Annotated in this window: 21 protein-coding genes; 16 read left to right on the top strand and 5 right to left on the bottom strand. The window is 41.6% G+C overall.

The genetic code is table 11. From position 1 onward, the window contains the following. The first annotated feature begins 184 nt into the window (after positions 1–184). The 10 genes from N667_RS0114990 (at position 185) to N667_RS0114940 (ending at position 11,055) form a co-directional block, all read left to right on the top strand. Positions 185–406, top strand: a complete 222-nt coding sequence (locus N667_RS0114990) for a ferrous iron transport protein A (RefSeq protein WP_027410318.1) — start codon at positions 185–187, stop codon at positions 404–406. Between the two features lie 3 nt (positions 407–409). Then, positions 410–2,416, top strand: coding sequence for a ferrous iron transport protein B (gene feoB, locus N667_RS0114985; protein WP_027410317.1), 2,007 nt, complete (start codon positions 410–412; stop codon positions 2,414–2,416). Between the two features lie 24 nt (positions 2,417–2,440). After that, positions 2,441–2,593 carry a FeoB-associated Cys-rich membrane protein gene (locus N667_RS19560; RefSeq protein ID WP_084279244.1) on the top strand — a complete coding sequence of 51 codons (153 nt, stop codon included), beginning with the start codon at positions 2,441–2,443 and terminating at the stop codon, positions 2,591–2,593. Positions 2,594–2,798: 205 nt separating this feature from the next. Beyond that, the gene (locus tag N667_RS0114975) at positions 2,799–3,380 is read left to right on the top strand and encodes a DUF5317 domain-containing protein (RefSeq protein WP_027410316.1); all 582 of its coding nucleotides are present in this window, start codon (positions 2,799–2,801) and stop codon (positions 3,378–3,380) included. A gap of 167 nt (positions 3,381–3,547) precedes the next feature. After that, positions 3,548–5,389 carry a diguanylate cyclase gene (locus tag N667_RS0114965; RefSeq protein ID WP_035099058.1) on the top strand — a complete coding sequence of 614 codons (1,842 nt, stop codon included), beginning with the start codon at positions 3,548–3,550 and terminating at the stop codon, positions 5,387–5,389. A 260-nt stretch (positions 5,390–5,649) separates the two neighbouring features. Beyond that, a complete protein-coding gene (locus tag N667_RS0114960; protein ID WP_027410314.1) occupies positions 5,650–6,402 on the top strand; it encodes a DeoR/GlpR family DNA-binding transcription regulator in 753 nt (250 codons plus the stop codon). Next, positions 6,399–7,325: a 1-phosphofructokinase gene (pfkB, locus tag N667_RS0114955; protein WP_027410313.1), complete on the top strand. Its 927-nt coding sequence runs from the start codon at positions 6,399–6,401 to the stop codon at positions 7,323–7,325. Before N667_RS0114960 ends, pfkB begins: the two co-directional genes overlap by 4 nt. Beyond that, a complete protein-coding gene (locus N667_RS0114950) occupies positions 7,326–9,188 on the top strand; it encodes a PTS fructose transporter subunit IIABC (RefSeq protein WP_027410312.1) in 1,863 nt (620 codons plus the stop codon). A gap of 143 nt (positions 9,189–9,331) precedes the next feature. Further along, positions 9,332–10,195: a permease gene (locus N667_RS0114945; protein ID WP_027410311.1), complete on the top strand. Its 864-nt coding sequence runs from the start codon at positions 9,332–9,334 to the stop codon at positions 10,193–10,195. Between the two features lie 14 nt (positions 10,196–10,209). Beyond that, positions 10,210–11,055 (top strand): TIGR03943 family putative permease subunit, encoded by an 846-nt coding sequence (locus N667_RS0114940; protein ID WP_027410310.1) that lies wholly within the window; start codon positions 10,210–10,212, stop codon positions 11,053–11,055. Between the two features lie 77 nt (positions 11,056–11,132). On the opposite strand, the gene N667_RS0114935 is transcribed toward N667_RS0114940, so the two are convergent. After that, positions 11,133–12,062: an MBL fold metallo-hydrolase gene (locus tag N667_RS0114935; RefSeq protein ID WP_027410309.1), complete on the bottom strand. Its 930-nt coding sequence runs from the start codon at positions 12,060–12,062 to the stop codon at positions 11,133–11,135. An 86-nt stretch (positions 12,063–12,148) separates the two neighbouring features. On the opposite strand from N667_RS0114935, the gene N667_RS0114930 reads away from it, so the two are divergent. Then, positions 12,149–12,550 (top strand): secondary thiamine-phosphate synthase enzyme YjbQ, encoded by a 402-nt coding sequence (locus tag N667_RS0114930; RefSeq protein WP_027410308.1) that lies wholly within the window; start codon positions 12,149–12,151, stop codon positions 12,548–12,550. 44 nt (positions 12,551–12,594) lie between these two features. On the opposite strand, the gene map is transcribed toward N667_RS0114930, so the two are convergent. Together map and N667_RS0114920 are read right to left on the bottom strand one after the other, a co-directional pair. Then, positions 12,595–13,347 (bottom strand): type I methionyl aminopeptidase, encoded by a 753-nt coding sequence (gene map, locus N667_RS0114925; protein ID WP_027410307.1) that lies wholly within the window; start codon positions 13,345–13,347, stop codon positions 12,595–12,597. A gap of 76 nt (positions 13,348–13,423) precedes the next feature. Next, positions 13,424–14,710: an ATP-binding protein gene (locus tag N667_RS0114920; protein WP_027410306.1), complete on the bottom strand. Its 1,287-nt coding sequence runs from the start codon at positions 14,708–14,710 to the stop codon at positions 13,424–13,426. Positions 14,711–14,959: 249 nt separating this feature from the next. On the opposite strand from N667_RS0114920, the gene N667_RS0114915 reads away from it, so the two are divergent. Both N667_RS0114915 and N667_RS0114910 read left to right on the top strand, forming a co-directional pair. Then, the gene (locus N667_RS0114915; protein WP_027410305.1) at positions 14,960–15,208 is read left to right on the top strand and encodes a hypothetical protein; all 249 of its coding nucleotides are present in this window, start codon (positions 14,960–14,962) and stop codon (positions 15,206–15,208) included. Between the two features lie 91 nt (positions 15,209–15,299). After that, the gene (locus tag N667_RS0114910) at positions 15,300–16,100 is read left to right on the top strand and encodes a uroporphyrinogen-III synthase (protein WP_027410304.1); all 801 of its coding nucleotides are present in this window, start codon (positions 15,300–15,302) and stop codon (positions 16,098–16,100) included. A gap of 178 nt (positions 16,101–16,278) precedes the next feature. Here N667_RS0114910 and N667_RS0114905 read toward each other — a convergent pair whose 3' ends face one another. Further along, the gene (locus N667_RS0114905; RefSeq protein ID WP_027410303.1) at positions 16,279–16,632 is read right to left on the bottom strand and encodes a hypothetical protein; all 354 of its coding nucleotides are present in this window, start codon (positions 16,630–16,632) and stop codon (positions 16,279–16,281) included. Positions 16,633–16,975: 343 nt separating this feature from the next. Between N667_RS0114905 and N667_RS0114900 the strand changes: the two genes are divergently transcribed. The 3 genes from N667_RS0114900 to yidC all read left to right on the top strand — a co-directional run bounded on the left by N667_RS0114900 (position 16,976) and on the right by yidC (position 18,652). Beyond that, on the top strand, positions 16,976–17,494 hold the full coding sequence (locus N667_RS0114900) for a metal-dependent hydrolase (RefSeq protein WP_027410302.1): 519 nt from the start codon (positions 16,976–16,978) through the stop codon (positions 17,492–17,494). A 93-nt stretch (positions 17,495–17,587) separates the two neighbouring features. Beyond that, a complete protein-coding gene (locus tag N667_RS0114895; protein ID WP_027410301.1) occupies positions 17,588–17,869 on the top strand; it encodes a hypothetical protein in 282 nt (93 codons plus the stop codon). Between the two features lie 21 nt (positions 17,870–17,890). After that, positions 17,891–18,652, top strand: a complete 762-nt coding sequence (gene yidC, locus N667_RS0114890; RefSeq protein ID WP_027410300.1) for a membrane protein insertase YidC — start codon at positions 17,891–17,893, stop codon at positions 18,650–18,652. A gap of 276 nt (positions 18,653–18,928) precedes the next feature. On the opposite strand, the gene N667_RS18790 is transcribed toward yidC, so the two are convergent. After that, positions 18,929–19,228: transposase (locus tag N667_RS18790; RefSeq protein WP_035099055.1), on the bottom strand; the 300-nt coding region annotated here is incomplete at its 5' end.

Here is a 19,228-nt window from a genome sequence, read left to right as displayed (position 1 = left end):
GTGTTCGTAGGAATCTCCCACTTTGAAACGAAGTGAAAGTGGGAGTAGTTCAAAAATGGAACATTTAGTGAAAAAACGATATGAAAATGCAAAAGAAAGGATACCCATAAACTTTTATTTTGTAGTATGATAAAAATAGCTATGGTTGAGAAGAATTATCAATATTATTTAGGAGGAAGCAGCAATGGTGCTTACCGACTTGCAGCCCGGTAAGAAAGCAATCATTACAAACTTATCGTTGATGAATGAAAAGCTGAAACAGCGGTTAATTGATATGGGTGTTCATGAAGGGGAAGAAGTGTGCTTGAAATGCACAATGCCGTTCGGTGGACCAGTCATGGTCGAGGTATCGGGACAGTGCATTTGTTTACGCAGGAAGGAAGCAGCGTGTATTGGAGTGGAGTAAGACATGTCACAAATCGCGTTATTTGGCAATCCGAACACAGGAAAAACATCGTTATTTAATAATCTGACTGGCTCTTACGAATATGTCGGGAATTGGAGTGGAGTAACGGTCGAAAAAAAGGTAGGAATTTTGCGCAATCAAAAAGCCAGGGTGGTCGATTTACCTGGAATTTATTCGCTCCATCCGCTTTCTCGAGACGAGGGAGTAGCGACTGACTTTTTGTTGACAGAGCCGTTTTCGGCGATTTTAAATATTGTTGATGCGTCTCAGTTAAAGAGGAATTTGCATTTGACGATTCAGCTGCTCGAGTTCGGCAAGCCGCTTGTGATCGCCTTAAATATGATCGATGTGGCCGAGCGCCATGGAATGAAAATCGATATCAATAAAATATCTGAGTGTTTTCATGTGCCGGTTATACCGGTCGTGGCTCGAAGCGGCAAAGGTGTTGAGGAGTTAGTGGATGTGATGACCGCACCGCAGCAATACGAGCAGCGTTTTACACTTTCATACGGCGAGGCGATTGAAGCGGCTATTGAAAAAATCGTCTGTTGTTTGCCAGAACCAAATGGAATCTCAAAGCGATGGCTCGCTTTGCAGTTTCTTGAAGGTAATGAAAGGGTATGTGAGTATTTACAGGGACAAATCGATATGAAACCGCTCGTTTCTATTCGCGAGATGGTAGAAGAAAACATTCGCCTAATTCAACCTACAGGTTCCATTCGGCAATCGATTCATCACATTCGGGAAATGTTCATTGCCGATGTGTTGAAACAAACGATCACGATCGCTAGAGAGAAAGCGTACACATGGACGGAGAAAATTGATGCGATTGTCACTAACAAGTATTTAGGGATTCCTATTTTTCTTTTATTTATGTATATCATGTTTATGCTCACTTTTGATTGGCTTGGCTCGCCGCTTGCTGATTTGCTTGACCAGTTTTTTTCCGGACCGTTAACGAATATGCTTTCTCGATTGTTATCTGCCTTAGGCGCATCTGTTTTTTTGAAAGAGTTGATTTTAAACGGGATCGTTGCCGGGGTCGGCGGCGTGCTCGTATTTGTTCCGCAAATTTTTATTTTATTCCTTTTTATTTCTTTTTTAGAAGACTCGGGATATATGGCGCGCGTGGCAATGGTGATGGATCGGTTGATGGAATCAATCGGATTAAACGGAAAAGCATTTATCCCTATGATTATCGGATTTGGCTGCAACGTACCAGGAGTGATGGCTGCTCGGACAATTGAACAGCCGCGTGAACGGTTGCTGACGATCTTGTTGCTTCCTCTTATGTCGTGTTCGGCAAGACTGCCGGTGTATGCGTTGTTCGTTGGCGCCTTTTTTAAATCGCATCAGGCGCTTGTCGTCTTTTCGTTATACATCCTTGGCATTGTTGTAGCACTGTTGCTGGCAAAATTATTTTCTACCACTTTACTAAAAAATGAGCACTCGGTATTTGTGATTGAATTGCCGCCGTACCGCATGCCGCAATTGCTCACTTTATGGCGAAGCACATGGGATAAAGGAAAAGGATTTGTTCGGAAGGCAGGAACATTTATCTTTGGAGGATCTGTTGCGATCTGGCTCTTGTCTTATGTCGGCCCAGGCGGTTTGAATGTTTCAATGGATGATAGCTTTTTAGCAGCGATCGGCGGGGTGCTCGCACCTATTTTAGCGCCGCTTGGCTTTGGCACATGGCAGGCGGGTGCATCGTTAATCACTGGCTTCCTAGCGAAGGAAGTTGTCGTTTCGACGATGAATATTATTTACCATGCGAAAGATGCTGATACACTACAAGGGTTGATGGCGCATTATTTTACGCCGCTATCAGCGTTTAGTTTCATGGCGTTTGTCCTTCTTTACGTTCCTTGTCTCGCAACAGTCGCAACGATTCGAAAAGAAACGGCTTCAAATAAATGGATGTTTTTTTCAATCGGCTATGCATTATGCATCGCCTATATCATTGCTTTTTCAATTTATGAAGGCGGAAAGCTATTAGGATTTTCATAGCTTTATTGAAAGAAGGGGAAACATATGATTGCTGATATTGCAATTGGTGGATTGATTTTCCTATATGCCGGCTGGATGCTTGTGCGCCATATAAGAAAAAGCACAAAAGGAGCATGCGCCAGCTGTTCGTTGTCCGACGGATGCTCCTCTTGTCATGCAAACATGAAAAATCAATAAATGGCTCGTTTACAGCTAGAAACAGGAAAAAGGACAAATATACTCGACATTTGTCCTTTTTCTGTCAAATTAGGCGCGAAGACCTATTTACAAGAGTATAGAAAAATAGATTTAATGTGTATAAGTGGTATAATTTTTTGTATATATAGAAAACATTGAATTTTAAGAATAATTGTTCACGTAGAAGATTAAAGGAGAACGAATCATGGTCTACGATGGAATTATCTTGTCATTGTTAATTGGATTTTTTCGCGGAGGAAGCTTGAAAGGGCTTGCGAATATGAAGCTTCGCGGCGGATGGTTGTTTCCAATTTTGTTAGGGATTGAAATTTTTATTTTCATATTGCAAAATAAAATAGAAGTTGTTGCTCGATTTAGCAACGGATTGTTTCTAGCAATCTATGTAATTGGACTTGTTTTTCTATGGCTGAATCGGCACCAGCCGGGATTTATCGTTATTTTTGCCGGAGTTTTGTTAAATTTTGTCGTTATGTCGCTAAACGGCGGAAGAATGCCCGTTTCGCTCGAAGCGGCGCAATTTTTGGGCCATGAATACATAGAAGCGCTTAAGGCAGGGGTATATGGAAAACACGAAGCGATCACTGCGTCAACATGGCTTCCATTTTTAGGCGACATTATTCCGCTCTCTCCGCCATACCCGCGCCAACAAGTAATCAGCATCGGCGATGTCATCATGAACGTGGGGGCGTTTATCTTTATTCAACATCTCATGGTGGATGGGCATCATGACCAATCATCGCACCAACCAGTCCATGAAGGGAGGTGAAAAGGATGAACGCAACAGTGAAAAAAGTGTTGATCAACCTATTCATCATTGGGTCTGTTATTGTGGCGTTGACGTCGGGATATAAACTTGGGGGCTGATTTTTAAAAGGAAGAGAAAATGTACTCTTCCTTCTTAGTATTTTATAAAATAAACGAGAGTGATTTCGAATGTTTTTCAGCAGATGTTTAAAGGTAAAAAATTATGAAAAACTGTATACCTCCATTATTTCATTGTCAGGAATATTTGTGTTTTGGTTAGAGAGTAATTTTCGTACTCAATCTCTAGAGGATTGGGTATTAGTTTATATGTTGTCTGGTTCTATTACTTTGTTGAATTTTTTTCTAATTAACCTTCCTCCCAAAGATAATTCATTTTCAATGGATTCAGCTGTTTATTTAGCTACTTTGTTTCTGTATGGAACACATCTAGCATTAATAGTTCTTCTTCTTTGTAGTATTGTAGAATTATTTTCTAAACATAAAATGTCTTTATGGAGGCATCTATTTAACTTTTCAATGTATTGTTTCATGATATTAGGAGCATATTATTCCTTTTCTTTATTTGATGGTCAAATCGGTGATATAAATATACGCAACTTATTTCCATATATGATTAGCTTAGTAGTGTATTTTAGTATCAATGTTACGTTAATGTTTCTATTTTTCTTGTTTTCGGGGCAAATTTTTAGAGGCGCTTTCGATATGGGAGTATTGCTAGAATCTACTGTAAGCTACTTTGTGACTTTGCTTCTTTCTTTAGTTTTAGCTATTCTACTCAATGAGCAAAGATACTTTGGTTTATTTTTATTTACTGTTTTAGTAACATTATTATCGTTTGTATTTAGGAAATTTTTGAAATTATACCAACATGCTTCCGAGCAAGCTAATAAAGATCATTTAACGGGTCTATACAATCACGGGTTTTTTAAAGAAACATTAAAGGAAAAATTTTCAGATGCAAGGGTACTACACCAACCTCTTTGCCTTGCATTGATAGACTTGGACGATTTTAAAAAATATAATGATTGCAACGGTCATCTGCGCGGTGATGAATTGCTGAAATTTTTTGGAGATTTATTGCAGACGGAGACGAAGGAGAAAAACTATGTTGTGGCACGGTACGGCGGTGAAGAGTTTGCCGTGTTAATGCCGAGCACGACAAAAGAGCAAGCGTTTTTATTTTTGAATCAATTGCGTAAAAAAGTGAATGACACATATTTTCCTGGGGTTGAATATATTCCTTACCGCTGCCTTTCTTTTTCTTGCGGAATTGCCGAGTATGAAAAGGGCATTTATGACAGCGGTGAGTTAATTCATAGAGCTGACCAAGCAATGTATTATGCGAAGGCGCAAGGAAAAAACAATGTGCAAATATATGATGAGAAAAATATTAGTTTGAGTGCGATCGAGTTTAAAGAAGATTTAGATGCGATGGAGCAGCAGCTCAAAATTTTTTTATCAAAAGACGTTTATACGTATCGCCATAGTAAACGAGTGTTTACGTATGCCCTTGAATTTAGTGAAATGCTTGATTTGAACGAACATGAAAAGCAAACGCTCATTTTAGGCGCGCTCATTCATGATATCGGAAAGTTAGAAGTGCCGCGTGATATTTTAAATAAAAAAGAAAAGCTAGAACCGCATGAATGGGAGATTGTTAAAAAGCATGTTACATGGGGAAAAGAGATTTTGGCCTCAGACCGTCGGTTCGACGATTTGCTTCCTCTTGTCGAACTTCACCATGAACGATACGACGGAAAAGGTTATCCGTACGGGTTAAAAGGAGAAGAAATTCCTAAATTAGCGCGCATTTTGTGCGTGATTGACTCGTTTGATGCGATGACGACTGAACGGCCTTATCAACGTACGAAAACATTCGAAGAAGCCGTTGTCGAATTAAGAAAATGTGCTGGAACCCAGTTTGACCCTGTTTATGCGGAAACATTTGCCGAAATGATTGAAACGAAGTATTTGTCGCATCTAAAGAGCAAATGTCTCATTGATGTATAGCACTTGCCTGTGTTAATGGCAAGTGTTTTTGTTTTTTACGGACTTGGAAGTGATGTGAGTGCGGCTGCGGTTGTTGTTTTCATTAACAACCTTCTTTAGTTTTCGAACAAAACACAAAAATATTTGAATGATTATGATTGATTTTCAGTTTAACTATGAAATATTTTGATTGCTTATGAATGTTTATGATTGATTTTTAAAAAAACTTACTATATGATAAAGGTGTAAACACTTACTTGATCTTATGAGGGGGTGAAGAGGTGCTGACGGAGGAACGGCATCGCCTCATTTTAGAGCTATTAGAAGAAAAAAAAGTGGTGAAATTGCAGGAACTTGTGGAAGCTACGTCATCTTCGGAGTCGACGATTCGTCGGGATTTAAGCCAGTTAGAGAAAGAAAAAAAGCTGCGTCGCGTTCATGGCGGTGCGGCGTTGTTGCATCAAAAACGAGAAGAGCTGAGCGTGCTTGAAAAATCGATGAAAAACATTGATGAAAAACGAATCATCGCCAAATATGCGGCTAGTCTTGTACAAGATGGCGATTGCATCTATTTAGACGCAGGGACGACAACGCTCGAAATGATTCCTCATTTAAATGCGAGGGACATCATTGTTGTTACAAACGGAGTGACCCATTTAGATGCATTACTAGAAAAGGAGATCCCAACGTATTTACTTGGCGGAATGATTAAAAAGAAAACAAAAGCGCTTATTGGCCGAGGAGCGTTGAGCTCGTTAGAAAATTATAGTTTTGATAAATGCTTTATCGGTGTAAACGGAGTTCATTTTGAATACGGATACACAACACCAGATCCGGAAGAAGCGATGGTTAAAAGTTTGGCGATCAAGCTTTCTCGACAAGCGTATGTTTTAGCCGATCATTCGAAAATCAATGAAAGTACATTTGCGAAAATTGCTGATTTGCAAGCTGCGGCGATTATTACAGACGAACTAGATGCAGAATTGCTAGAACTATACGAAGCTAAAACCGTAATAGAGGTTGTGACAAAATGATTTATACATGTACGTTGAATCCTTCTGTTGATTATATTGTGGAGGTTGATGACTTTCACATCGGCGAGCTGAACCGGGCAACAAAGACGACTATATTCCCAGGCGGGAAAGGGATTAACGTTTCACGCGTATTGAAACGCCTTGGGGTAGATAATACCGCTTTAGGCTTTATTGGCGGATTTACCGGAAAATATATTGAAGATGAATTGCAGCGCGAAAACATTCGGTTCGATTTTGTCAAAGTACCCGGAAATACAAGAATCAACATTAAGCTCAAACATGGGAAAGAGACGGAAATCAACGGCTGCGGACCAATGATTTCCCCGCAGTGGGAAGCGGAACTCATCCATAAAATTCAATCGTTGCAAAGCGGTGACGTTCTCGTCTTAGCTGGGAGTATTCCTTCATCTGTTTCAACAAGTTTTGAACAAAAAATCATCAATACAGCAAGAGCAATGAATGTTCAAGTGGCGGTGGACACGAGCGGGGACGCTTTAAAACAATGGATCAAATACAAACCGTTTTTTATAAAGCCGAATCACCGGGAATTAGGGGAGTTGTTTGATACGGTTCTTCATAAGAAGGAGGAGGCAATTACATATGGATTTAAGCTTGTCGAGCTAGGAGTAGAAAATGTGATTGTCTCATTGGCTGATGAAGGCGCATTATTTTTCAACCAAGACGTAGCGCTATTGGCGGAGGCGCCGAAAGGAACGGTAAGAAATTCGGTCGGAGCCGGCGATTCGATGGTTGCAGGATTTCTAGCGGCATATACAGGCGGCAAGAACATAGAAGAATCGTTTGCTTATAGTGTAGCAGCGGGAAGCGCCACAGCATTTTCGCATGATTTATGTACAAAAGAGAAGGTCGAGCAGCTGTTTCATAAAGTAAAAGTTACTCGCATCGAAGGGGGAATGGGATAGATGAAAATGACAGAGTTATTAACTCGGGACACAATTGTTCTTGATGTGAAAGCAAGAACGAAAGAAGAAGTCATTGACGAGCTTGCCAGAACGCTTGATCAAGCAGGTGTATTAAATGACTTGCAAGCGTTTAAAGACGCCATTTTTGCCCGCGAATCGCAAAGTACAACAGGAATCGGGGATGGGATTGCCATTCCCCACGCCAAAACAAAAGCGGTGAAACGCCCAGCGGTTGCCTTTGGCCGTTCTAAAAACGGAATTGATTACGATTCTTTAGATGGGAAGCCGAGTTATTTATTTTTCATGATTGCGGCTCCAGAGGGAGCGAATCAGGCGCATTTAGAAACGCTTTCCCGCTTGTCGTCGATGTTGATGGATGCTTCGTTTCGTTCGCGGATTGAAAGCGCTTCATCGGAAGAAGAACTGCTTCATATAATCGCTCAGAAAGAAGAGGAAGTAGGGAACGAAAGCGAAGAGAAGGCTTCGTCAGGAAAGAAAATTGTAGCGGTTACCGCTTGCCCAACTGGGATCGCGCATACGTATATGGCCGCTGACGCGTTAAAAGCGAAAGCAAAGGAAATGAATGTCGATATCAAAGTCGAAACAAACGGTTCTAGCGGAGTTAAAAATGAACTGACAACGAATGATATTGAAGAAGCGGTTGCCGTGATTGTGGCAGCGGATAAACAAGTTGAAATGGAACGTTTTAGAGGAAAACATGTCATTCAGGTGCCGGTCGCTCATGCGATTCGCATGCCGGAGCGACTGATTGAACAAGCGCTAAAGCAAGATGCGCCGATTTACCAAGGATATGGGGCGAAAAGAGAGACATTGCCTACAAAAGGACGCACAGGATTTTACAAACATTTGATGAACGGTGTATCAAATATGCTTCCGTTCGTCGTTGGCGGGGGGATTCTGATCGCCATTTCATTCACTTTCGGAATCAAAGCTTTCGATCCGAAAGATCCTTCTTTTCATCCAATAGCCAAGACATTAATGGATATTGGTGGCGGCAGCGCATTTGCGTTAATGATTCCGGTACTGGCTGCGTTTATTGCGATGAGTATTGCTGATCGTCCTGGTTTTGCGCCGGGAATGGTGGGCGGATTTATGGCGGCAAACGGGGGAGCTGGCTTCTTAGGAGGATTAATCGCTGGATTTTTAGCAGGATACTTAGTCGTTGGTCTAAAAAAGCTATTTAGCCGCTTGCCGCAATCGTTTGAGGGAATTAAACCCGTATTAATTTATCCGTTATTTGGTGTTTTGTTAACAGGTATTGTTATGATGTATGTAGTCATTGATCCAGTAAAAGCGTTAAATGACGGAATGAAGCATTGGCTTACAAATATGGGCACAGGAAACCTCGTGTTATTAGGTTTCATTCTGGGCGGAATGATGGCTGTCGATATGGGGGGGCCGATCAATAAGGCAGCGTTTACATTCGGTCTTGCGATGATTGATGCTGGAAATTATGCGCCGCATGCAGCCATTATGGCAGGAGGAATGGTACCGCCGTTAGGATTGGCGTTAGCTACGACATTGTTTAAAAATAAATTTACAAAGGCTGAGCGCGAGGCAGGAAAAACATGTTATATTATGGGAGCATCCTTTATTACTGAAGGGGCGATTCCATTCGCGGCTGCCGATCCGGTGCGCGTGATTCCTTCGATTATCGTTGGATCGGCTATTGCAGGAGCGCTGACGATGCTGTTTAAAATCGGTCTTCCTGCGCCGCACGGCGGGATTTTCGTAATTCCAATCGTGAAAGGAAGCGCATGGTTATATATACTTGCGATTTTAGTTGGCTCTTTTGTGACAGCGATTATGGTCGGACTATTGAAAAAAGAAGTAAAAGAGTAGGAGATTCAGAGGAAAACAGGGCAAATATAGCCCTGTTTTTTTATGACAATATTTCACTAAATTCTCATGAAACATAATAGAGACCATGATAAAATAAATCGTTGTAGGTTCTATTTTTAAAGAAAAAGAAAAGGAGAAGCCGCATGAAATCTTTTCTGCAGCTGAATACTATTTTTGTTAGCATTTTAATAGAATCGATGCCGTTTGTTTTAATCGGCGTATTTATTTCAGGAATTATTCAAATGTTTGTAACAGAAGAAATGGTGCAAAGATGGGTGCCGAAAAATAAAGTGTTGGCCGTGCTGTATTCAGCGCTGATTGGCATTCTGTTTCCCGCGTGCGAATGCGGGATCGTGCCGATTACAAGGCGCTTAGTCGCAAAAGGAGTTCCGTTACATGCGGTGATTCCGTTCATGCTTACGGGGCCTATCATCAATCCAATCGTGTTATTTTCCACTTACATTGCGTTTGGCAGCAACATAAAAATGGTGCTTTACCGTTCCATTTTTTCTTGTATTGTTGCTGTTATCATCGGATTGATATTGTCTGTGCAATATAAAGACGACCAACTCCGGAAAAAAGAGGTGATTTCATCCGTCTCTTCCAAGACATTAAAGGAGAAATGGATGGGGACGCTCCAGCATGCGGTCGATGAGTTTTTTGCATCGGGAAAATATTTAATTATCGGTGCGTTCATTGCTTCCGCTATGCAAACGTATGTAAAAACATCGATATTTTTAGCAATCGGTCATGGTAAAGCGACGTCATCGCTTGTCATGATGGCGCTGGCGTTTGTGTTATCATTATGTTCAGAAGCGGATGCGTTCATCGCGTCGTCGTTCCAAAATACATTTTCGTTCGGGGCGTTAGCCGCGTTTTTAGTGTACGGTCCAATGCTAGATATTAAAAATACGCTAATGCTTTTCCAGTCATTTAAAACTCGTTTTGTATTAGTACTAATTGCTTATATCACCGTCTTTGTATTTATCGGCTCGTTATTTATTTAAAGGGAGGTGGTTGGATGCTACGGACATATATTTTGCTTGGGTTTGCCTTTTTGTTTTTTCATCTGCATGCTACCGGCGACATAAGTAAGTATATTAATATGCGTTATTCTTATTTGTCGTTCAGTGCTATTTTTCTTTTTGCTTTCCTGACAATTGTCCAGTTTGTCATCGCGAACCGAAAAGAGAAGGAGCATCATTGTCATGATGGATGCTGTCACCATCATGATGAAGAATCACCAAAATGGAAGCGGGCACTTAATTATATGGTATTTATTTTTCCAATTGTTTCTGCTCTCTTATTTCCAATTGCTACGCTGGATTCGGACATTGTCAAAGCGAAAGGCTTCCATATCCCGGGGTTCGATACAAAAAGTGAGGACCCAACAGTACAACGACAATTTCTCCGTCCGGATACAAGCATTTATTACGATAAAGATGGATACAATGACTTGATGCAAAAAGAATTGTCGTATTTCGGGAAACAGCGCCGCCTTGTGCTAAATGATGAAAATTATTTAAAGGCGATCGAAACCGTTTACCAATTCCCAGGAGAGTTCAGCGATCGGGAAATTGAATTTGACGGTTTTGTTTATCATGATGAGACAACGAATCAAAACCAATTGTTTATTTTGCGATTTGGTATTATTCATTGTGTGGCTGATTCCGGCGTCTACGGATTGCTAACGCAGTTTTCAAAGCCGCCTCATTTGAAAAATGATGAATGGGTTCACATCAAAGGGAAATTGTCAACGATTTATTACCAACCGTATAACGCAACTATTCCGTATGTTGAGGTAAAGTCTTGGCATACGATCAGACAGCCGGAAGAGCCGTACGTATTTCGCGGTTACGATAGATAAAAATTTTTATAGTGGTCGGTTAAGAAATGAGATCAATGCACCAAAAGCCCTTATCTTTAGAACAGATAAGGGCTTTTTTATGGAGAGTGGTCGCACTCCAACACTTCTCCTAACTTTAAGCATTGGAGCCGTTCTGTTTCGAGACGATGCCGCTCCCATTCTGAAAGCAGGCGGTCAAGCGCTTCTTTTGGCGTATCATCGGCAAGCCTGAACGCACCGTAATGCATCGGAATAAAGATTTTCGCCTGGCAATCAAGGAAAGCTTGTATCGCTTCTTCAGGGGTGACATGTTGAGGTCCCATAAACCATTCCGGTTCATAGGCGCCGATGGGCAAGAGAGCATAATCGATCGAAAATCGTTCCCCGATTTCACGAAATCCGCGGAAGTAGCCGCTGTCCCCAGCAAAATAAAACGTTGGTCGGTCGTCTGCCTGAATAACCCAACCTCCCCAATGTGATGTATTCATGTCAAACAACGATCGCCTTGTCCAATGTTGAGCCGGAACAAAGGTAAAGGTCACGTCATTATGTGCCACGGTATCCCACCAAGAGCATTCAACAACATTTGAATAGCCTTTTTGTAAAAATAAGCGGCCAAGTCCCGCAGGAACGAAAAAGCGCGGATTTCCTTTCAGCTTTCGAATGCTAGAAAAATGTAAATGGTCATAATGTCCGTGAGAAATAAGAACAACATCTACAGGCGGCATCTCTTCAATAGGAATACCAGGAGCTGTCAGCCTTTTTGCTGTTCCCATTCGATTCGCCCAGACGGGATCTGTTACGATTGTAAGGCCGTTTAACTGAATGATAAATGTCGAGTGTCCGATCCAAGAGAGCAACGTTTTTGAGCGGTTCGTACGAAGCCGTTCATGCTCCGGCGGATCAACATGAGGCACCCGATACGAAAGATCTTTTTGTTTACCTTTCCGTTCTTTTTGCCAGCGACGAAAATCGGCGAACGTTTTTTTCGTTGGGACACGATCTAAATTTTCATATCGCTTCATCATTTTCCCTTCCCTTTTTGCGTGCGTTATAATGTAAGAGTAGCAAAACGGCTTATACATGACAAATAATTGATATGGGGTGGTACATCGTGTTGCAGTCATTTTCGATTCGAACGACGAAGCGGGATGAGATGATCGATATTACTCGTTTTGTGGAGGAAACAGTACGTCAATCGGGGGTAGCAGAAGGGCTCGCAATTGTATATTGTCCGCATACAACAGCCGGAATTACGATTAATGAAAATGCTGATCCGGATGTAAAAAGCGATATGATACGCCGCTTTGATGAAACGTATCCGTGGCGCCATCCGCTTGACCAGCATGCCGAGGGAAATACAGCGGCGCATATGAAAGCCAGCACGGTTGGCGCGTCACAGCACGTCATTATTACAAATGGCAAGCTCCTTTTGGGGACATGGCAAGGGATTTATTTTTGCGAGTACGATGGTCCGCGGCAGCGCACGTTTTTTGTGAAAGTATGGGAAGGATGAGAAGATAAAAAAATCAATAGGACTGCCCCAAAAGCGGGGGAGCCCTATTGATCGGTAGTCGTTAAAATCAACGGACCGTTTTTTGTGATTGCAATCGTATGCTCGTACTGTGCCGAATAGGAACCGTCCACTGTTCTTGCTGTCCAACCGTTGCGATCCATTTTACTTTGCCATTGCCCCATGTTGACCATTGGTTCGATGGTAATGACCATTCCTTCCTTTAATCTCAGTCCTTTTCCTTTTTCCCCAAAATGCGGAATAAAAGGCTCTTCGTGAATCGACGGTCCGATACCGTGACCAGTAAAGTCACGAACGACAGAAAAACCATGTGCTTCGACGTATGTTTGAATTGCATGGCCAATATCACCAACTCGGTTTCCAGGAATGGCTTGCTCAATTCCTTTATATAACGACTGTTCAGTGACAGAGAGCAGCGTTTTTACTCTCTCGCTAATTTCTCCCACAGCATATGTCCACGCTGAATCCGCAAGCGCTCCATGTAAATTGACCACGAAGTCGATGGTGACGATATCTCCGCTTTTTAACGGTTCATTGCGCGGGAAGCCGTGGCATATTTCATCGTTGATCGAGGCGCATGTTGCATAAGAGTAACCTTTGTACCCCTTCTGTTCTGGTTTGGCTCCGTGCTTGTCAAGAAAGCTTTCAACGAAGCGGTCGATTTCCATTGTCGTGATTCCTGGTCGGATCAGCTTTGCGATTTCTTGGTGACAGGCAGCTAACAGCTGTCCCGCTTCACGCATCAATTGGATTTCTCTTTCTGTTTTCAAATGAATCATAGCAATCACTGTTCTCCTTGTTACAGTATGTATGTTATTTTTATTGTAATATACAAGCTATATAGTAAGCAAAAAACTATATAAAAAGAACATTTTTCTTTTTGTTGATCGCTTCGCTTCGATTCAATTGTGCTATTGGAAAATAAATACAAACGGTAGTTCCCTTATTGACTTCGCTAGTAATATGAATTGTTCCGTCCATCGATTCGACAATGCGGTATACGACCATCATGCCAAGCCCTGTTCCTTTTGTTCCTTTTGTCGTGAAATAAGGTTCGCCCAGTCGATCAATCTGTTCTTTCGTCATGCCGATTCCCGTATCGCTAATGCGAATTAAAATTTGGTCATGTTCAATAGAGACATAAACATCGAGCGTTCCGCCGTTCGGCATTGCTTCGATCGAATTTTTCATAATATTCAACAAACATTGCTGGAATTTTTCGCGTTCTCCTTTTACATGAAACGGAATGAGTGATGATTGGATTTCGACGCTGTTCATATTAGCAAGCGGACGTAATAAATCAATCACACGTTCGATTTCTGTCTTCACATTTAGCTTTTCGACGCATTCTGGAGCAGGTTTTGCAAATGTCAAATAATCAGTAATAATGGATTCAGCGCGGTCCAATTCTTCAATGGCGATTTGTATATATTGCTTCCTTTTTTCTAGAGACAAATGGCTTTGTTCAAGGAGCTGCATAAATCCTCGAGCAGCGGTAAGAGGGTTGCGTACCTCATGAGAAATGGAAGCTGCCAAATGGCTGACGACTTCCATTTTTTCTGCACGAATAATTTGTTTGCGCAACGAGCTATTTTTATAAAGCATTTCCTTTAAATAACAAGCGACTGCCATGCTGAGCGGTTGAATGACTAAGTAAGAAGACCAAAATGGCAGAGAAGCGAAAGCCATTTCATCCAAAATAACTGTTAGCATGCCGGAGAGAGCAGACAATACAAACGCAAGCAAGATGCGCTGTTTTGCGGATAGCGATAAAAAATATTTTGACAAAACGATGCTGACGAACATAATAACAAGAGAGGAAAGAACAGTAATGATCCATCCGCCTTCCCCTAAAAGCATGTGGTATCCAATTGCCAGCGCGCAAAGCAAGAAGCTAACGAACGCTCCCCTATATAAACCTCCGAGCCAAAGGGGAATTTGGTGCAAATCATAGATGTGCTCTGTGTCGGTGCCAATCGGAAAGGCCATACAGAGGAGTGTGGTGATGGCAAAGGAAAATGTTAATATATGTTTTTTCAATTGTTTCGGTACGTTCCGTTCTTCAAGCCATAATGGCACGACAAAAATAGGCGCAAGAATAAAAAATAAATTTAACAAAAAATCTTTCAAAATGGCCAGCATTAAAGAGCACCTTCTTTCGCGTTTCGACAGCGTGTACTAGACTATTTCATTGTAAACAAAAAAGATGTCAAATGTTAAGAGGGAATCATTAGAGTTATTTTGACATAAATCACGATTTTTCAACACAACCCGAATAAACGACAATATTCACCCTTTTTTATTAGGAATTTGTTGATTTTTTTTTGTTTATTGTTCTTCGCTTTCTTTTTTATAATTTTAGTGTATCAGAAAGAAAAGGGGGATTTTCTTATGACGGGGGATCAATATATACAACTGATTAAATGGATTCAGCAAAAGCAGCCTGTTAAGATAAAAATGCGTCAAGGAGAAGCGACGTTTTTGCCCGTTAAACTATATAAAGACGCACGTAAATTGTTTGTGTATAATCGGAGAATGAGATTAATGAATATTGCTTTAGATGATATTGTATCGATTCAGCCAACGCGTATTTACGGTTCGTTTGACATGCGAAGCGAGGGGCTGATACATACGTTATAAATGAGCAAGAGCGGCCAATGGGTCGTTCTTTTTTATTGCGCAATAAGCGATGATTGCTTAAAATGGAACAAATAAGGAAGGGGGATTCCTGTTGAAAGGAAAACGGATTGTTTTATGCGCGTCAAGAAAACTAGACGAAATGACAACAATTATTGAAAAACAAGGCGGCATTCCGCTCGTCCGCCCGGCGCAAGGAACAGTATTTGCAAAAGAAGACGAGCTAGTACAAGAAATTCGCGATATTATTTCCATGCAGCCAGATTGGTTCATTTTTACGACTGGTGTAGGTGCCGACGCGTTGCTTGCGGCGGCTGAGCGAGGGGGAATGAAAAAGGAATGGCTCGACACGATACGTCAAGCTCGTGTGGCGGTTCGCGGTTATAAAACGACAAGTGCGCTAAAAAAAATCGATGTTTCTCCGGTTGCTGAAAGTAGTGACGGAACGACAAAAGGGTTAATCCGTGCGCTTCAGCCGTTTTCATTTGCAGGTAAGCGAGCGGTCGTGCAATTGCATGGAGATACAGCGCCAATGTTAAAACAATTTCTTTCGGAATGTGGCGCGCTTTATACAGAATTGCTTCCTTATCGTCACGTTTCTCCGGATCGTTCTGTTCTTGAAACATTATATAACGAAGTAGTTGAGCAAAAAGTCGATGCTGTTTGCTTTACAACAGCGATGCAAGTGCGTTTTTTCTTTTCATTTGCGAAAGATAACAAAGATCTTGAACAGTTGCGCCGCGCTTTTTCTGAACAAGTGGTCGCTTGTGCCGTTGGCAAGGTGACGGCTGAGGCTCTTAGAGAAGAAGGGATTGAGCGCGTCATTTCTCCGGAGCTAGAACGAATGGGAGCGATGATTGTTACGCTCGCTAAATATTTTGAACGATGTCAGTAAACGATAATCTGGAGAGCGAAATAGCGCTCTCTCGTTTTTGGTATATGGCGTTCGCGGATTGTGACGGAAACTATATTAAGAGGCATCCCCGTTTTTTAGCTGGCGACTAAATATGTATCAATACATTTTGTATGTTATTTCACAATAACCGGTAAAAAAGAGGGAAGAAATCGGAAGGTTATACAACTTTCAGTGAATGTTGTTTTTTTGATAAAAACTCATCGGCTTTGATTTGTGTTTCGATCTCTTTAGCTAATAATGAAGCATCGTGAAATGATTGAATCGGCGGAGAAGAAAAATGAGGATAGTCGTAATAAAACACTGTGTCAGCCGTCGCTGGATAGACTACGACTTTCCAATGGTAGATGTGGCTATTGGGCTGAATCGGCGAGCCTTCTAAAGCAACGAACCAATGCGTTGCCAACAAAAGCATATCGGTATTTTCAGAAAACGTTTGCAAAAAAGTGGATCGATCGCTTTCGCCTATCGGAATAAAAGACCTCGGATAAAAATCTTCATAGTTTCGAAACATAACACCCCTCCCTTATCTTTATGTTTATATATGTATATGAGAAAAAATGATAAATTGCATTCTTTTTTTCAGAAAATAAAGAAAAATTTTGATGCGCATCATGTCGCCTATACTTCCGCACAGGGATCTAAGTTTATTAAATAATCTGTTGGAAAGTTACCCGTTTCATGTGCTACGTTTCTCATACAAAAAATCAGTATTTGTATTAAAAGAGTAAAGGGAGGGCAGTGAGATCACAGTCTTCCTAAAGAGATTGCCAGCAAATCGTTAACGCCTGATAAAAAATCGATGCTTGTTCGTTTTGTGATATAATCAATGAAAACGTGCGTGTAGGTGATGAAGCTTGCGTTATCATACACATGTTGTAACATCTTTGTGCATCGGAGCGGCTGTCGCTTCGCAAACTCCGTTGTCGTTTACTCTAGGTTACACAGCGGGGATTATAGTAGGGAGCTTGCTTCCGGATATTGATGAACCAACCTCTTATGTCGGACGCCGTTCGCTTGGAATGTCTCGTAAAGTAAAGGAGGCATTCGGTCATCGCGGCATGACGCATTCTCTGTTTATATGGGCGGCAGTGGCTCTCGTCGTTTTATACGAGTCATCATCGGCATTTGCGGTTGGAACTATATTAGGATATTTGTTTCATATTATAGAAGATCTTTTGTCTGTGCAAGGAGTGCCGCTATTATGGCCGTTTCAGACGAAGCGCTATAAAATCCCGCTATACCGTACGGGTGGCGGAGTTGAAAGATTGATCTTTTACGGATCATTTGCATTATTGATTTACATAGGTAATCAGTACCATTTGTTGGAGGAGTGGCTTCGTTCGTTTCGCCCGTTTTTTCAACAGTTCTTTTAATTCCAATGAAGGTGGACACGCGTCTTTTCTTTCTTGGCCGAATCTGTTATGTTTATGTACATAAGGATGTTGAATGAAAAGAGGTAGGAAGGATTGGAAACACCGTTTGATTTATTGCCATATTTATCACTATTCAGCGCGCTTTTGGTGGCGATGAAATGTTATGTGACCCAGTATCAGAAAAATAAGGTGTTTCTTGAGCAAATGCTGTTTTACGATGTCGATGCTCGCGGTCAGCATCGAGATGATCGTGTCACGTCGTTTCCGATTCATCGTTTATTTGTGTCGAAACAGCGCAAAGTTCCGGCACGCGAACGATCGCATGTTTCTGATGAGGAAGGAAGGCGGCTCCTTGTTATTTCGTTAATTAGTTGAACAAACAAGGAGGATACAATGATGAAGAAAAAATGGCTGTTTTTTCTATTAATGATTGCAGCACTACTGAGCGGTTGCAACCGCAATGCCCCGATTAATGAGCATAGTCAAGGAGTATGGGACCATTACTTTGTTTATCCGATGTCTAAATTGCTTTTAACATTAGGGCATTTATTTAGCGGAAATTATGGATTGGCGATTATCGCATTGACGCTAATCATTCGTTTTTGCTTATTGCCTTTAATGCTAAGGCAGTTCAAAACGGCGGTGGCAATGCAGAAACTTCGCCCTGAAATGCAAAAGCTTCAGGAAAAATATAAAGGCACGGACGTAGAAACGCAGCGGAAGCTTCAGCAAGAAATGATGATGCTGTACCAGAAGCACGGGGTCAACCCGATGAGCGGCTGCCTGCCAGCTCTTATTCAAATGCCGATTTTTATGGCGCTTTATTACGCCATTCGGCGCACGGAAGAAATTAAGCTTCACTCGTTTTTATGGGTGCAACTAGGGCATCGCGATCCATATTTTATTTTGCCGGTGTTGGCTGCAGTAACGACATTTATCTCGATGAGACTATCGCCTTCAATGTCGGAGCAGCAAATGTCGCAAATGGCGATCATGTCGTATATTATGCCAGTGATGATTTTTATGGGTGCTAGTTCTGTCCCATCTGCCTTGTCGTTATACTGGGTTGTCGGCGGTTGTTTTTCGATTATTCAATCATTGATTTTGCGCACGCAGCTTAAATCCGCGAAAATCGCGGAGAACGGACAAGCTTCGTAAAATATAAGCCGCTTCCACTACAAATGGAAGCGGCTTCAGCTTTCTATCTCCCATTACTCTACTCGACACTAAATAAAAACTTGCACGTTTTTTACCGGAATGGGGGTGTTTCCCTATATTTTTTACGAGTCTTAGACGAAACTCTAGTGCGAGATACACGGATTCAGCCCATGTCAATTATTCACAAAAGTAAAAACAAAAGTAAAACCAAATATACTATTATTCTACATTACTTTTTTTAGAGTGTTTATTTTTACTGTAGATGGTGTTGCAAAACTAGAGTAAAAACTCGAAGTTATGCATAAGGATACAGCATAACACATGCAGTACATATCGATGAAATCCATACCATCGCGGCTGTTCCACCCCATCACTTTTTAACTCATTAAATACCCGTTCAATCCCGCGGCGAAGCCCAAACAGCCATTGGCCAAACCTCGTTTTCAAAAAGACAGGAAGAACCCGGCCATAGGCATCTTTCCGTTCCTCGCTATTGCGGCGGTTGATAGGGGAAATAAATAGGATTCCTGACTGCTCAGCTGTTTGACGAACCTTTTCGCTGTCATACGCGGCATC

The sequence above is a fragment of the Anoxybacillus tepidamans PS2 genome, from assembly GCF_000620165.1.
GTDB classification, from domain to species: domain Bacteria; phylum Bacillota; class Bacilli; order Bacillales; family Anoxybacillaceae; genus Anoxybacteroides; species Anoxybacteroides tepidamans_A.
Note: the sequence above shows the minus strand (reverse complement) of the source record. Positions and strands in the feature narration are given on the sequence as shown.

Excerpts from the sequence above, each read along its gene's own strand:
- N667_RS0114990 (WP_027410318.1), top strand. The coding sequence starts at position 185 with ATGGTGCTTACCGACTTGCAGCCCGGTAAGAAAGCAATCATTACAAAC.
- feoB (WP_027410317.1), top strand. The coding sequence starts at position 410 with ATGTCACAAATCGCGTTATTTGGCAATCCGAACACAGGAAAAACATCG.
- N667_RS19560 (WP_084279244.1), top strand. The coding sequence starts at position 2,441 with ATGATTGCTGATATTGCAATTGGTGGATTGATTTTCCTATATGCCGGC.
- N667_RS0114975 (WP_027410316.1), top strand. The coding sequence starts at position 2,799 with ATGGTCTACGATGGAATTATCTTGTCATTGTTAATTGGATTTTTTCGC.
- N667_RS0114965 (WP_035099058.1), top strand. The coding sequence starts at position 3,548 with ATGTTTTTCAGCAGATGTTTAAAGGTAAAAAATTATGAAAAACTGTAT.
- pfkB (WP_027410313.1), top strand. The coding sequence starts at position 6,399 with ATGATTTATACATGTACGTTGAATCCTTCTGTTGATTATATTGTGGAG.
- N667_RS0114950 (WP_027410312.1), top strand. The coding sequence starts at position 7,326 with ATGAAAATGACAGAGTTATTAACTCGGGACACAATTGTTCTTGATGTG.
- N667_RS0114945 (WP_027410311.1), top strand. The coding sequence starts at position 9,332 with ATGAAATCTTTTCTGCAGCTGAATACTATTTTTGTTAGCATTTTAATA.
- N667_RS0114940 (WP_027410310.1), top strand. The coding sequence starts at position 10,210 with ATGCTACGGACATATATTTTGCTTGGGTTTGCCTTTTTGTTTTTTCAT.
- N667_RS0114935 (WP_027410309.1), bottom strand. The coding sequence starts at position 12,062 with ATGATGAAGCGATATGAAAATTTAGATCGTGTCCCAACGAAAAAAACG.
- map (WP_027410307.1), bottom strand. The coding sequence starts at position 13,347 with ATGATTCATTTGAAAACAGAAAGAGAAATCCAATTGATGCGTGAAGCG.
- N667_RS0114920 (WP_027410306.1), bottom strand. The coding sequence starts at position 14,710 with ATGCTGGCCATTTTGAAAGATTTTTTGTTAAATTTATTTTTTATTCTT.
- N667_RS0114915 (WP_027410305.1), top strand. The coding sequence starts at position 14,960 with ATGACGGGGGATCAATATATACAACTGATTAAATGGATTCAGCAAAAG.
- N667_RS0114905 (WP_027410303.1), bottom strand. The coding sequence starts at position 16,632 with ATGTTTCGAAACTATGAAGATTTTTATCCGAGGTCTTTTATTCCGATA.
- yidC (WP_027410300.1), top strand. The coding sequence starts at position 17,891 with ATGAAGAAAAAATGGCTGTTTTTTCTATTAATGATTGCAGCACTACTG.